This window comes from Streptomyces sp. HP-A2021 (assembly GCF_022807935.1).
In the GTDB taxonomy this organism is placed as follows: Bacteria; Actinomycetota; Actinomycetes; order Streptomycetales; family Streptomycetaceae; genus Streptomyces; species Streptomyces afghaniensis.
This window is the reverse complement of record NZ_CP094344.1, coordinates 953484-966713: the sequence shown is the minus strand read 5'-3', so window position 1 is coordinate 966713 and position 13230 is coordinate 953484. Positions and strand designations below refer to the sequence as shown.

Below are 13230 nucleotides of genomic sequence, written 5' to 3'. Positions count from 1 at the left end.
GATTCCTCCCTCCGCCCGGTCAGTCCGCGATCTTCAGCACGAGCTTGCCGTGGTTCTCACCACGGAAGAGCCGCATCAGGGTGTCGGGGAACGCCGCCACGCCGCCGGGCACGACGTCCTCCAGGGACTTCAGCCGGCCCTCCGCCCGCCATGCGGCCAGTTGCGCGACGCCCTCGGCGTACCGGTCGGCGTAGTCGAACACCACCATGCCCGTCATGGAGGCGCGGTTCACCAGCAGCGACAGGTAGTTGGCGGGGCCTTGCGGGGTCGTGCTGTTGTACTGGGAGATCGCTCCGCAGACGACGATGCGGGCACCGCGCGCCAGCCGCAGCAGCACCGCGTCCAGAACGTCACCGCCGACGTTGTCGAAGTACACGTCGACGCCGTCGGGGGCGTGTTCGCGCAGCGCCTTGCGGATGTCCTCCTTCTGGTAGTCGATCGCGGCGTCGAAGCCGAACTCGTCGACCACCAGCCGGCACTTGGACTCGCCGCCGGCGATGCCGATGACCCGGCAGCCAAGGATCTTGGCGATCTGCCCGACGACACTGCCGACCGCCCCCGCCGCTCCGGAGACGACGACGGTCTGGCCGGGCTCGGGACGCCCGATGTCGATCAGGCCGAAGTAGGCCGTCAGTCCCGACATGCCGAGAGTGCCGAGATACGTCGGCAAGGGGGCGGCCTCCGGGTCGACCTTGGTCACGTCGCGGCCGCCCGACACGCAGTACTCCTGGACGCCGAACGAGCCCGACACATGGTCGCCGACCGTGAACCCGGAATGCCGGGAGGCGATCACCCTTCCCACCGCGCCGGCGCGCATCACCTCGCCGATCTCCACCGGACGGATGTAGGACCGGCCCGCGTTCATCCAGCCGCGCATCGCCGGGTCGATCGACAGGCAGAGCACCTGCACCAAGAATTCCCCGTCGCCCGGCTCCCCGGCCGGCTCCTCGACGTGCTCCCAGTCGGTGGGCCGCGGCTCGCCCACGGGACGTGCGGCCAGACGCACCTGGTGGTTGATTCTGCTCATCTCCGGCGGCTCCTTCGACGGTCGCGTGGGATCGGCGGTCAGCGCCCGTCGCAGGCCCGCCGTTGTCGCGTACCGACCCTTCCATCCGACATACCGGCTGGTCGGTACGAGCGGTGAGCGTACGGTGCCGTCCCGTCGGAGGCAAGAGGGATCCGGTGCGGTGTGACCGGTGACCGGTGACCGGTGGTCGAGTGAGCCGGGGTCGGGAGTCTGCCGCGATCATCTGCTGCGCTGCGAGATGCGTCCGGCCCGGAGCAAGGGCTCCGGGCCGGACGTGGGGAGGGCCGCGTCAGCCGACGGCGGGCACGGGGTCGCGGTCCGTCTCTGCCCCCGGCTTCGGGCCGGCCTCCGCGGGCTTCTCACCGGGGACGGGGGCGGCCTGCGGCTCGGCGGTGGTTTCGTCCTCGGGGACCGGGGTGTACGGGACATCGCCGCGGAGGACCGCCTTGGCGCGGTCCTCGTCGAGCTGTCCCTCCCACTTGGCCACCGCCAGGGTGGCGACACCGTTACCGATCACGCTGGTCAGGGCCCGGGCCTCGGACATGAAGCGGTCGATGCCGAAGATGAGGGCCAGGGCGGCGACGGGGACGTGCGGAACGGCGCTGAGGGTGGCGGCCAGGGCGATGAATCCGGAGCCGGTGACGCCGGCGGCGCCCTTGGACGTGAGCAGCATGACGGCGAGCATCGTCAGTTGCTGGGTGAGGCTGAGGTCGATACCCAGGGCCTGGGCGAGGAAGACCGAGCCCATGGTCAGGTAGATCGCGGTGCCGTCGAGGTTGAAGGAGTACCCGGCGGGCAGCGTGATGCCGACGACCGGCTTCGAGGCGCCCGCGTGCTGGAGTTTGGCCATCATGCGCGGCAGCACCGGCTCGCTGGACGAGGTACCCAGGACGATCAGCAGCTCCTCCTTGATGTAGCGGAGGAAGGGCAGCAGACGCAGGCCGTTGATGCGCATGACCGTACCGAGGACGACCAGGACGAAGAACAGGGCGGTGAGCCAGAAGGAGCCGACCAGCAGGGAGAGGTGGCGCAGGGTGTCCAGACCGTAGCTGCCGATCGTGAAGGCCATGGAGCCGAAGGCGCCGATCGGGGCCAGCCGCATGACCCAGCGGATGAGCGTGAACAGGACCTTGGACAGCTTTTCGACGCCCTGGGTGATTCCCGCACCCGCCTCGCCGGCGGCGTTCAGCCCGAAGCCGAACAGGACCGAGATCAGCAGCACCGGCAGGATCTCGTGGCCGGTCAGCGCGCTGGGCAGGGTGTCCGGAATGATGGAGAGGACGAACGCGGAGACGCTCTCGTGGCTCTGGGTCGCCTCCGGCGGCAGGCCCTCGGTGGAGAGGGTGGAGGGGTCGACGTGCAGTCCGCTGCCCGGCTTGACGATGTTGACGACGACCAGGCCGATCACCATGGCGACGGTCGTCAGGACCTCGAAGTAGATCAGCGCTTTGAGGCTGACGCGGCCGACGGCACGCGCGTTGCCCATGGAGGCGATGCCGTGGACGACGGTACAGAAGATGACCGGCGCGATCATCATGCGCACCAGGGCGATGAACCCGTCGCCCAGCGGTTTCAGATCGGCTCCGAACGACGGCCACAGCCAGCCGACGGCGGCCCCGGCGAGAACGCCTATCAGGCACTGGACGTAGAGCAGGGACAGCGCGCGGCGGATGCGGCCGGGTAGCGCGGCGACGGTACCCGGGGCGGCGTCGTTGCGGCTCATGCGGGGCGTCCTTCCAGGACGGGAACGAGGAGTTCGGCTCGGGCGATGCGGCGGGCGGCGCGGTGCAGCAGCACCGTGCGGGAAGCGCCGTCCGCCGCGGGTACGGCTCGGGCGGTGATGACACCGGCCGGGGTGCCCAGGCGGAGCATGCCGTCGGCGGTCTGCCGGGCTACGCGGTGGGCGAGGCTGCCGGGGATGGCGGCCGCGGTGGCCAGGGCGACGGCTGAGGTGAGGCCGATCGCCGGGTGGGGGGCGTGCATGGAGACCATGCGTACGGCCAGGTCGTGGTCGTCCTCTCCGACCGGGGTGCCGTCGGAGGTGCGGTAGGGGGCGGGCCGGGCGAGCACGCCGACCTTCGGCACGGCGTGGCTGACGGGATCGTGCTCCTTGGCCAGGCCCATGGCGAGGGCGGCCTGACGGCGCAGCACGGTGAGCGCGGGCAACGCCGCGGCGAACTCGGCCAGGGATTCGGTGCCCTGCAGACCGAAGGCCTTGGCCTCGAACAGCGCGGCCGGGGCACCGGCGTCGACCAGAGACGCTTCGACCCGGCCGGTCGGCCCGCTCAGGGTGTCCAGGGCACGGCCGGTCGGAAGGGTACGACCCGTCGTCGAACCCGCCGGGTCCTCGAAGCCGAGCAGGACCGGCACGCCGAGTGCGGCGGTGCCGGGCACCGCGGCCGTGCCCTCGTCGGGAGCCGTGCGCCCCGGGGTGGGGATGGTGCCGGTGAGCCGGGCCCCGGTGTTGACGTTGAGCATCCGCACTGTGGTGGACTCCGACGTGACCGGCACCAGGCCGTTGTGGACGGCGTACAGAGCGACGGCGGTGGCGCAGTTGCCGCAGTTGCTTGCCCACTCCACGCGCTCGTCACCGATGCCGACCTGGGCGAAGGCGTACTCGACGTCGACGCCCGGCTCGGCCGACATCCGGACGATCGCGGCCTTGGACGTGGTGGAGGAGGCGCCGCCGACGCCGTCGATCTGGCGGGGGTCGGCGGCGTTGTAGGCGGCGAGCAGCAGGGTGTCGGCGTCCACACCGGTCGCGGCCACCGCTTGGTGGTCGAAGATCCAGCACTTGCTCGTACCGCCGCGGATCATCTCGCCCTGCAGACGCAACACAACAGACTCCTCATGGCAACCCCGACGGCACTTCCGTGCGGGGTGCGATCCACACTGGGCGCGAAGAGCGTGAAGTACAATCTCGGAAATCTGCACAGCTATTAAGCTGTAGTTAATGCTGGAGGTGCTGTGGTGCTGGACGTCCGGCGCATCCTGCTCTTCACCGAAGTCGCCCGCCGAGGCTCGGTCACCGCGACCGCGCGGGCCCTCAACTACACGCCGTCAGCGGTGTCCCAGCAGGTCAGCCGCCTGGAAGCGGAGGCCGGGCAGCCCCTGTTGGAACGCCATGCGCGGGGCGTCACGCTCACCGACGCGGGCCGCGCCCTGGCCGAACGCGGGGAGCGGATCGAGCGCGAACTGACGGCCGCGGAGAACGAACTCGCCGACTTCGCGGGGCTGCGCGCGGGCACTCTCCGGGTCGGAACCTTCCCCACCGTCGGCGCCTCCCTCCTCCCGCGGGCCGTGATCGCATTCCGGGAAGCGCACCCCGACGTGCGGCTGACCGTGCGCAGCGCCCGCATCGCGGGCTTGTGGGCGATGCTGGAGAACCGGGAGGTCGAGATGTCCCTGATGTGGGACTACGACTGGAACCGCATCGACCGCGAGGACATCGTCGTCACCCCACTCGCCGACGACCCGCCGGCCCTCCTCGTCAGCAAGGACCACCCCCTCTCCGACCGCTCTTCGGCCGCCCTCGCCGATTTCGCGGACGACCCCTGGATCACCCGTGCCGACCACCACCCGGTGGCCGAGGCCCTCGCCCGCAGCTGCCACGCGGCCGGTTTCGAACCGCAGATCGCCTACGAGGCCCATGACTACCAGGAGGCCCAGGCCATGGTCGCCGCGGGCATCGGCGTCGCCCTCGCGCCCACCCTCGCCCTTGAAGGCATCCGAGCCGGCGTCAGCGTCCTGCCACTCCAACCACCCGCCCCCGTACGCCGTATCCTCCTGGTCCGCATGAGCGACCACGTCCTCACGCCTGCCGCCCAGGCCTTCGCGGGTTTCCTGCGCGACGCTGCCTCGGCCGACACGGCGTCATGAGCGCCATGTGTCGGCCGCGGGTTCGTCTCATCGAATGCGCCGGGCGATCCCGGTCACCCTGCCCATCAGCCGTTCGAGCGGCCCCCTTTGGAAGAAGCGGGACCAAACGGTGGCGAGGACGGTGACGGACGCGATGAAGCCGAGCAGGATGTACAGGGGGCGGGACGGTCGCTTCCTCGGTGTCCAGGAACCAGATGGCGACGATGTGGCAGACGTACGCGGTCAGTGACATCGAGCCGACCGCGATGACGGGCCCGGCCAGGCGGCGCAGCCGGGGGAAGGCGTCCATGGCGGCCAGGCACACGGTGATCACCAGGATCGCCACACCGGTGTTGCCCACGATGGACAGGGTCGCCTCGCTGTGCGGGGAGGCGACCAGCATGCCGGCCGGGGTGTCGCCGAAAATGCCGTCACTGCCGGGCGATGCGGACGACATGCCCTGCCCCATGCGGTTTTCCGGAGGGCTTCGGCGGCGCCGGGCACGAGGCGCAGCGCCAGCCAGGAGCCGCCGTAGCCGGTGACGGCGAGGGCGACGCCGGTGAGGGCGAGGCGTATGCGTACGGCGGTGGCGGCCAGGTCGAGGCGGGCGACGGCCATGCCGGCGAGGACGAACGGGACCCAGGTCAGAGCCGGGTAGCCGCCGGTGAAGAGCAGCGAGACGATGCCGTCGGCCTGGCCGACGGTGGGGAACGCACGATCGCCGACCACCGGCCGCAGCACGTACAGCAGTTGTGGGCCGATCAGGGCACATCCCGCGGCGACAAGCGCCAGTGGCTTGGCGTCCAGCCGGTACAGCGGCAGTACGAGCCGGCGAAGCACATCCGATGAGGTCCGGGCCGGGGTGGCTCGGCCGCCCTGGTCAGCGGTGCCGAAGGCCGCCGCCACACCCGCCACGGCATCAGATGCTGAATGCGGTGCGCAAGGTGGTTGCCATGATGTCGATGGCGGCCTTCCCCGCCGGCACCGGACCGGTGTGGGTGAAGTAGTGATCGACTCCCTCGAAGACACGGTGGATGACCGGAACGCCGGCGGCCTCCAGAGCCTTGGCGTAGGCGTCGCCCTCCTCACGCAGGCGGTCGTTCTCCGCGGTGATGACCAGGGCGGGAGGGAGCCCGGCGAGATCATCGGCCAGTGCGGGTGAGACAAGGGGATCGGCACGGTGGGCGGGCTCGGGGACATAGGCGGCCGTGAAGACCCGCATGAGCTGAGGGCTGAGCAGCGGCTTGGCGATGGGGGACTGCTTGGTGGCAGGGTCGGCGAGCTGATCGAGCGGAGCGGAGTCGATGATCTGAAGCCGGGGCGAGAAGCTACCGCGGTCCCGGGCCATGCGGCAGACGGCGGCCGTCAGGTTGGCCCCGGCGCTGTGTCCGCCCACGGCAAGGCGCGAGCCGTCCCAGCCGCCCGCGGGACCGTTCTCGGCGACCCACTCGGTCACGTCGTACGCCTGGGTGACGGGCACCGGAAACTGCCGCTGCGGGGCGACGGCATAGTCCACGTTGATCACGACACAGCCGGCCGTGGCGGCTATGTAACGGCAGATGTGGTCGTCCTGCTCCGGGCGGCCGACCACGAAACCGCCGCCGTGGAAGTTGACGTACACGGGGGCAGGAGTTCCGGTGTCGGCCGGCGGACGGTAGACCGTGCAGGGCACCGGGCCGGCGCCGGTCTCCACCAAGAGGGCTTCGGTCCGCTTCGGGATGTCCGCGAAGCGCAGGTCCTTGTGGACCCGCGACATCATCCGACCGAGCAGCAGTTGGATCCCCCTGGCCTGGATTCCGGGACTCAATGGCATGCCTCGGCCACCCTTCGCTACAACTTTAAAATAACAGGATTCCTGATAATGGACGCTCGCTCTTCTTCGCGCAATAGGCAGACGGGCGACGACCCCGCGGGGGAGTGCTTTGACAGATGAGGACCCTGTACCTGTTGGACGGCGGGCTGCTCCGGTCGTGGGGCGACGCGCTGGTCTGTCGCTGCTGGACGGCCGGGCGTTCGGGGTGGAGTTTCGCGACCCGGCCGCGTTCGCCAAGGTCTTCGGCGTCCTTCGCGGTCGAGGCGTGCGGCGGGCCGGAAGTCGTCCGCGCGAGGGCCGCAGCGGCAACCTACTCAGAGCCGCGCCCGACCTCCTGGACATTTTCAACTGAGGGCCGGCCGGCCAGTAGCGCCACCGCCACCCGGCACCGGCAGGCCCCTCACGCCCGCGGCGCGAGGGGCCTGCCCCGTGACAGAGGCAGGCAACCCCCATGCCAGAGATTCCGCCGGTGAACGAGCACTGTCGGCCGCCAGGACGTGTCGATAGTCAGATCGCATGAGTGGTCATAGGGCCTCACCTCCGGGTGCGGCGATGCCTGTCGCGGTCTCGACGGAGAGCAGGGAGTTCTGCCGTCCTGAGCCGAGCCAGCGCACCAGGGCCATCAGGCCGAGGGCGAGGATGGCGAAGGCGATGAGGATCGCGCTGATCGCGGTGACGCTGGGGTCGATGTCGAAGGTCAGGGAGTTGTAGAGGTCCACACCCGGGCCGTACGCCGCCGGCTCGGGCTCAGGGACGTACTACCGGTACGTGGTTCATCAGCAACTGGTTGCCCGCCCGGGACACCTGTTACCTGGATGCCGTCGCAGTCAGCGGCCCGGTCGTCAGACGCGGCCGGTCCCCCGTATGCAAGGAGCCCTCCATGCGCGGCGGCGTGATGCGCGCCTTCGAGGCTCACTCTCGCGGCCCGCAGCCGGCGGCCAGTTGCGTCGGCAGCAGCAACGTCGCCGGCTGGAACGTGGCCCTCGCCCAGCCAGTCGCCACCGCACGGCACTTCCTGGGCCTGACCTCCGAGCAGGGCCTCCCCGCGCCGCGCCACCTCGGCATCGAGGTCATGGAACGCCTCGACCGTATCTGGCCGGGACCAGAGGAAGCCCGGCAGGCGTATGCCTGGTGAAGCCGGTCCCGGGCCGATCGGCACCCCAGGCCGCCGTGCTGGCGCATCGCCGAGCTCTGCCGGGCGGCGATCCACCAATGGCGCGGATCGCGGGGACCCCAGCCCCGACCACCTCGCCGCGAACCGCGCCGACATCCGGGACTTCCTCGCCGGCCGACGAGCCAGGATCACCCCGGAGCAGGTCGGACTGCCCACCAGCGGCCCACGCCGGGTGCCCGGGCTGCGGCGCGAGGAGGTCGCGCAGCTGGCTTCCATCAGCACCGACTACTACACCCGGGTCGAGCAGGGGCGCATGAGGGCGTCCGTCTCCGTGCTGGAAGCGGTCGCCCGGGCCCTGCACCTGGACGAGGACGAGCGCAGGTACTTGTTCGACCTGGTCCGGGCGGCCGGTCCCGCCCGGAGCGCACCTCGCCGCCACAGGGATGTCGAGGTGCCGCCCTCCGTCCAGTGGATGCTCGACTCCATGACGAAGTCGTCGGCCTTCGTGCGGAACGGCCGCATGGACGTCATCGCCCATAACGCGCTGTTCCGTGCTCTGAACGCGCCGATGTTCGACAGCGACACGACCGACCGGCGCGGTCGGCCGAACATCGCCCGCTACATCTTCCTCGATCCGGGCTCAGCCGATCTTTTCGTCGACTGGGAGGCCGCCGCCGTGACCACTGTCGCGCTGATACGCGCCGAGGCCGCTCGCGAACCCCGCGACCGTGCCCTGCGCGAGCTCATCGGCGAACTGTCCACGCTCAGCACCCGGTTTTGCACCCAGTGGGCCGCACACCCCGTCCGCATCCGCCACTACGGCATCAAGCGGCTGCGGCACCCCGACGTCGGACGAGTGGAGCTGGCGTACCGATCCATGGATCTGCCGCTGTCCGACCGCGCGGTGTACGACCTGACCGTCTATACCGCCGAGCCCGGCACCTCTTCCGAAGACCGGCTCAAGCTCCTGGCCAGTTGGTGATCGCCGCAGCGGGCGGCCTCCCGGGGTGGGTTCGACCTCGGATGGCTCACGGTGAGCTGGGCGGAGTGGATGGGGCATGCGGCTACGTGTCGCCGGCCGGCGGACAAGGCAGGGAAGTGTGACGTCACAGCGCGGCAATCAGTCGGCGGTGACCGCCCGGGGCCGTACGGCGGCCGGTCGGGCTCCGGGACCGTGTGCGGTGGAGACCGGAACGCCGCCCTCGTCCTGTTCGCCGAGCGAGGGTACGCCGCCACCACGATGGCCGACATCGGCGAAGCGGTGGTGATGCGCGGGCCGAGTCTGTACAAGCACGTGGGGTCCAAGCAGGAACTGCTCACCCAGATCATGACCGGCACGATGGACGACCTGCTGCGCAACCACCGCGCTGCCGTCGCGGGCTGTGAGGACGTGGTGGAGCGGCTGCGCCGGGCCGCCGAGGCTCACGTGCGCTACCACGCCCGGCACCGCCTCGAAGCGTTCGTGGGGACCCGGGAGATCCGCAGCCCGGAGGAGCCACACCGCGCGGAGGTCCTTCAGCGGCGTGCCGCCATGCCGGTGAGGGCCGTGCTCGCCGTCGCCCCACTGGCGTCAGCCCTTGATGGCCCCCGTGAGCATGCCCTTCTTGAAGTGCCGCTGGACGAAGGGGCCCCGCACGAGCGGCGGGGCCCACGTCGTCAACGGATCAGCAGGTGGAGTTGGTCTGGGTGAGCAGGCCCAGCCGCCACGGCAGGCTGTTGTAGTCGCCGCCGGCGTTGGGATCCTTGCCCTGGTACAGGTACTGCAGCTTGCAGGCCGGGATCGTGAGCGTCTGGTCGTTGCTCGCGCGGATCATCTCGCCGTGACTGATGTCCCGGGTCCAGGTACCGGCGGGGAACGTCACGTTGTTCGACTTGGCGAACGGGTTGCCCTCGGACGCGGCCAGCGGTGACCAGGAGCCGGCGAGGCTGTTCGAGGTCCAGGACCGGAAGTAGCGCCGGCCGTCCGAGGCGATGGCCTCGACGAGCAGCAGATACTGGTTACTGCCCTGCACCTTGTAGACGTTGCTCGCTTCGAACATGGCGTACTTGGAGTCCCGCGCCGCGATGACGGTGTTGGTGAAGCCGTTCGGGAACTGGCCGACGGTCGTCTGGGAGCGGTACAGGTGCCCGTTGTCGTCGGACGAGAACAAGTAGCAGTTGGCGCTGTCGCAGATCACCCACATGTCGACCCAGTGTCCGTTGCCGATGTTCTGCTTGATGATGTCCGGCATCGACGCGTAGAAGTTGCGCGGGGCGCTCCACCCGTTGGGGTTGCTGATGTCGGGGTTGGTGGAGTACGAGGCGTTGCCGGTCTGGTAGACGAGGTACCACAGGCGCTGCGGCGCGTAGTAGAAGACCTGCGGCGCGGCCCGGTACCCGGCGCCGATGGCGGTGCGGTCGAGGTAGTGGTGCGTGGCCGAACCCGCCTTCGACCAGTCACTGAAGTTCAGGTACACCAGGTTGTACCCGGAGGAGTTCGCGGTGCTCGCGAACACGTGGTACTTGCCGTTGTGGTGGACGACCGACGGGTCCTTGATCCCGGCGATCCTGTGGGTCGCGTCCGACTTGGGGGAGATCAGGGATCCGCTCGAGCTCCAGCGGAAGGAGGAGGGGAGTGCGGCGGCGGACCGGGGCGAACGGGTGTCGGCGCGCTGTGCCGCGGCCGATCCGCCCAGTGCGTTGAGCGTTGCCTGGTAGGCCGGTTTCTTGTTGCCGTTGCGGTCGAACAGCAGGGGGTTCTCGCCGCTGCGCCAGGAGTCGCTGTCGCGGATGCCCCAGACGGTGATGCCGGTGCACCGCCGCACGTTCATGCAGGCCCGCACCGTGTTCGCGTACGCGTTCGGCGGCGCCTGGGCGATGTCCAGCTCGGTGATCTGGACGTCCACGCCGAGCGCGGCGAAGTTCGACAACGTCGTCTGGAAGCTGCCGGGGGGACCGCCGGCGCCGAAGTGGGCCTGGAGACCGACGCAGTCGATGGGCACGCCGCGGGCCTTGAAGTCGCGGACCATGCGGTAGACGCCCTGGGTCTTGGCGTCGTTCCAGTTCTCGATGCTGTAGTCGTTGTAGCAGAGCTTGGCCGCCGGGTCGGCCGACCGTGCGGTGCGGAAGGCCTGCTCGAGGAAGCCGGTGCCCAGGACGTCCCGGAAGACCGAGCCGCGCAGCTGGCCGCTGCCGCCGTCGGCGAAGGCCTCGTTGACCACGTCCCAGGAGTGGATCCGGCCCTTGTAGCGGTTCATCACCGTGGTGATGTGGTTGTTCATCACGCCGCGCAGCGTGTTCGCGTCCCTGATGCCCTTGACCCAGTCGGGAAGCTGGGAGTGCCACACCAGCGTGTGGCCCCGCACGCGCTGGCCACGGGCTGTCGCGCCGTTCACGATCTGGTCGGCGGCGCCGAAGGTGAACTGTCCGCGGGACCGCTCGGTCGCGTCCCACTTCATCTCGTTCTCGGGTGTGACCGAGTTGAACTCGCGGCCCAGGATGCCGGTGTACGTGCCGTCGCCGAGCCTTCCGGCGGCCACGGCGGTCCCGAAGTACCGTCCGGACTGGGCCGCTTGGGCCCCGAGCGTGGAGGCCCGGACGGCGTCGGGTGCGGCGGTCGCGGCGACGGGTGTCACCAGGGCGGCCACGGCCACCAGGGATAACACCGAGGCTCGGCGACGGCCGAGCCGCGTCAGCGGGTTCATGGTTCTCCTCTGCGGTTGGCGGGGGGTTGGGTGGTGCGGTCGGTGGGATCGGATCAGGGCGTCGACAGTTCGAACCGCGCGACGCGGACCGCGCCGCCGAGCGCCCGTGTGGCGTGGTTGAAGAGGGCGAATCGGTAGCCCATGAAGAACCGCCAGTCGTTGCCCATGGAGAAGGCGGGGCCGAGGCGGGTGAAGGTGGTGCCGTCGGTGCTGTAGGAGAAGGTGCCGGGGCGTGCCGCGCCGGGGCGGATGTCCGCGCTCGCGCGCAGCCAGATCCGGCCGCCGGAGACTGTGGCGCTCGCGACCTCGGTGCCGGTGCCGGTGGTGTTCCAGTTGCCGTCCATGGTGAGCCCGTTGACCATCACCACCCGCGTCGCGCCGCCGTCGCGCTGCACACCGATCCAGGCGGAGGAGTCACGCAGCAGCGCGAGTCCGGCCCGGTCGCCGTCCCGCATCGCCGAGAAGTCGAACAGGGCCGTCGCGGTGGAGGTGGGTCCCTGGATGCGATGCGTGAGGGTGTTGCGGGCCCAGTACAGGTCGTTGGTGACGGTCGCGGTCCGCAGGGTCAGCCCGTTGTCGACCGACCACTTGGTGTTGTCCGGGTTGTGGTTCCACTCCCACCTCGGCTTGAGGGTCGTACCGTCGAAGGTGTCGACGCCGGTCATGGGGGTGACCTGGCGGGGCGGGGTGGGCACGGCCGGACTGGGATACGAGGTGCCCCATGCGCCGTTCACCAGCTGCACGACGGGCCAGCCGTCCGGAGTCCAGGTGACCGGCGCCAGGGCAGGCACCCGGCCGCCGGGGTACGCGTCCACGAAGGCCAGGTAGTACCAGGCGCCGTTCTGCGTCCGGACCAGCCCGCCCTGGTGCGGGACGCCACCGCCGGGGATCGGTCCGCGCAGGTCGAGCAGGACCTGCCGCATCGTGTACGGACCGAAGGGGCCGCCCGACGACTTCAGGATGTACTGGCCGTTGGCCGGACGGGTCAGGAAGATGTAGTACTGCCCGTTGATCTTGTAGAAGCGGGAGCCTTCGAGGGTGCCGACGCTCGACGGTGTCGTGAACACCTGCTGCGTGCGCACCTGGGTGCGGCCGTCGCGCGAGAGCTGGGCCACGCTGATGGTGGTGTTCCCGTACGCCACGTACAGGGTGTCGTCGGTGTCGACGAGCAGTCCCGCGTCGTAGTACGGCGTGCCGACCGTGGTGAGTCTGCTCCACGGTCCCTCGACCGCGGTGGCGGTGTAGATGTACGTCCGGGCGAAGTCGATCTGGCCGAGCCAGTAGAAGGTCCTGTTGCTCGGACGGTAGGCCAGCGAGGACGCCCAGATCCCTCTGACATAGCCACGGCCACCGTTCAGGTCGTACTTGGCACCGAAGTCGAGGGTGGGCACCGAATGGCCGGCGATCTCCCAGTTCACCAGGTCGTACGAACGCAGGACAGGGGCGCCCGGTGAGTAGTGCATCGTGGAGGCCGAGGCGTAGTAGGTGGCACCGACGCGGATCACGTCGATATCAGCGAAGTCCTGCCAGATGACCGGGTTCGTGTACGCCGGGGCGGCCGCGGCGGTCCGGGAGGCTCCGGCCGGCGGCAGGAGGGCACCGGTGACCAGGCCGGTGCCGGCGGCCAGCGCCCGGCGGCGGCTCATTGATTGACGAGGGCATGACATATCCATGTGTCGCTCCCTCTGTGGTGTTCGGGATGACGGACGGTAATCGACTGGTGAGCATCCTGGAT

The 13230-nt window shown here is 70.0% G+C and carries 12 protein-coding genes and 1 pseudogene; 5 read left to right on the top strand and 8 right to left on the bottom strand.

Annotation, left to right across the window (positions count from 1 at the left end; all coding sequences use genetic code 11):
• Positions 1-19: 19 nt before the first annotated feature.
• From MQE23_RS04475 to MQE23_RS04465, 3 genes are all read right to left on the bottom strand, one after another.
• Positions 20-1027 carry an NADP-dependent oxidoreductase gene (locus tag MQE23_RS04475; protein WP_243378311.1) on the bottom strand — a complete coding sequence of 336 codons (1008 nt, stop codon included), beginning with the start codon at positions 1025-1027 and terminating at the stop codon, positions 20-22.
• A 289-nt stretch (positions 1028-1316) separates the two neighbouring features.
• The gene (gene dctA, locus MQE23_RS04470; protein WP_243378310.1) at positions 1317-2750 is read right to left on the bottom strand and encodes a C4-dicarboxylate transporter DctA; all 1434 of its coding nucleotides are present in this window, start codon (positions 2748-2750) and stop codon (positions 1317-1319) included.
• Positions 2747-3865 carry a PrpF domain-containing protein gene (locus MQE23_RS04465; protein ID WP_243378309.1) on the bottom strand — a complete coding sequence of 373 codons (1119 nt, stop codon included), beginning with the start codon at positions 3863-3865 and terminating at the stop codon, positions 2747-2749. The genes dctA and MQE23_RS04465 overlap by 4 nt, the downstream gene beginning before the upstream one ends.
• A gap of 132 nt (positions 3866-3997) precedes the next feature.
• Between MQE23_RS04465 and MQE23_RS04460 the strand changes: the two genes are divergently transcribed.
• The gene (locus tag MQE23_RS04460) at positions 3998-4906 is read left to right on the top strand and encodes a LysR family transcriptional regulator (RefSeq protein WP_037673146.1); all 909 of its coding nucleotides are present in this window, start codon (positions 3998-4000) and stop codon (positions 4904-4906) included.
• A gap of 27 nt (positions 4907-4933) precedes the next feature.
• On the opposite strand, the pseudogene MQE23_RS04455 reads toward MQE23_RS04460, so the two are convergent.
• Both MQE23_RS04455 and MQE23_RS04450 read right to left on the bottom strand, forming a co-directional pair.
• Positions 4934-5713: pseudogene (locus MQE23_RS04455) on the bottom strand (DUF418 domain-containing protein); the annotation flags it as partial.
• A 91-nt stretch (positions 5714-5804) separates the two neighbouring features.
• Positions 5805-6698, bottom strand: a complete 894-nt coding sequence (locus tag MQE23_RS04450; protein WP_037673137.1) for an alpha/beta hydrolase — start codon at positions 6696-6698, stop codon at positions 5805-5807.
• A gap of 157 nt (positions 6699-6855) precedes the next feature.
• Between MQE23_RS04450 and MQE23_RS04445 the strand changes: the two genes are divergently transcribed.
• Positions 6856-7050, top strand: a complete 195-nt coding sequence (locus MQE23_RS04445) for a hypothetical protein (RefSeq protein ID WP_020276639.1) — start codon at positions 6856-6858, stop codon at positions 7048-7050.
• 172 nt (positions 7051-7222) lie between these two features.
• On the opposite strand, the gene MQE23_RS04440 is transcribed toward MQE23_RS04445, so the two are convergent.
• Positions 7223-7417, bottom strand: coding sequence for a hypothetical protein (locus tag MQE23_RS04440; protein ID WP_020276638.1), 195 nt, complete (start codon positions 7415-7417; stop codon positions 7223-7225).
• 161 nt (positions 7418-7578) lie between these two features.
• Here MQE23_RS04440 and MQE23_RS04435 point away from each other — a divergent pair, with 161 nt between their 5' ends.
• The 3 genes from MQE23_RS04435 to MQE23_RS04425 all read left to right on the top strand — a co-directional run bounded on the left by MQE23_RS04435 (position 7579) and on the right by MQE23_RS04425 (position 9502).
• The gene (locus MQE23_RS04435) at positions 7579-7833 is read left to right on the top strand and encodes a hypothetical protein (protein ID WP_243378308.1); all 255 of its coding nucleotides are present in this window, start codon (positions 7579-7581) and stop codon (positions 7831-7833) included.
• Positions 7823-8794: a helix-turn-helix domain-containing protein gene (locus MQE23_RS04430; RefSeq protein ID WP_243378307.1), complete on the top strand. Its 972-nt coding sequence runs from the start codon at positions 7823-7825 to the stop codon at positions 8792-8794. The genes MQE23_RS04435 and MQE23_RS04430 overlap by 11 nt, the downstream gene beginning before the upstream one ends.
• 192 nt (positions 8795-8986) lie before the next feature.
• Positions 8987-9502, top strand: coding sequence for a TetR/AcrR family transcriptional regulator (locus MQE23_RS04425; protein ID WP_243378306.1), 516 nt, complete (start codon positions 8987-8989; stop codon positions 9500-9502).
• On the opposite strand, the gene MQE23_RS04420 is transcribed toward MQE23_RS04425, so the two are convergent.
• Together MQE23_RS04420 and MQE23_RS04415 are read right to left on the bottom strand one after the other, a co-directional pair.
• Positions 9477-11495, bottom strand: a complete 2019-nt coding sequence (locus MQE23_RS04420) for a non-reducing end alpha-L-arabinofuranosidase family hydrolase (protein ID WP_020276634.1) — start codon at positions 11493-11495, stop codon at positions 9477-9479. The two genes, MQE23_RS04425 and MQE23_RS04420, sit on opposite strands and share 26 nt — an antisense overlap.
• Positions 11496-11548: 53 nt before the next feature.
• Positions 11549-13141, bottom strand: a complete 1593-nt coding sequence (locus MQE23_RS04415; protein WP_243378305.1) for a glycoside hydrolase 43 family protein — start codon at positions 13139-13141, stop codon at positions 11549-11551.
• Positions 13142-13230: the final 89 nt, after the last annotated feature.

Bases quoted from the DNA above. Each gene is read 5' to 3' on its own strand.
- MQE23_RS04420 (WP_020276634.1), bottom strand. From the start codon at position 11,495: ATGAACCCGCTGACGCGGCTCGGCCGTCGCCGAGCCTCGGTGTTATCC.
- MQE23_RS04415 (WP_243378305.1), bottom strand. From the start codon at position 13,141: ATGAGCCGCCGCCGGGCGCTGGCCGCCGGCACCGGCCTGGTCACCGGT.
- MQE23_RS04435 (WP_243378308.1), top strand. From the start codon at position 7,579: ATGCGCGGCGGCGTGATGCGCGCCTTCGAGGCTCACTCTCGCGGCCCG.
- dctA (WP_243378310.1), bottom strand. From the start codon at position 2,750: ATGAGCCGCAACGACGCCGCCCCGGGTACCGTCGCCGCGCTACCCGGC.
- MQE23_RS04450 (WP_037673137.1), bottom strand. From the start codon at position 6,698: ATGCCATTGAGTCCCGGAATCCAGGCCAGGGGGATCCAACTGCTGCTC.
- MQE23_RS04430 (WP_243378307.1), top strand. From the start codon at position 7,823: ATGCCTGGTGAAGCCGGTCCCGGGCCGATCGGCACCCCAGGCCGCCGT.
- MQE23_RS04475 (WP_243378311.1), bottom strand. From the start codon at position 1,027: ATGAGCAGAATCAACCACCAGGTGCGTCTGGCCGCACGTCCCGTGGGC.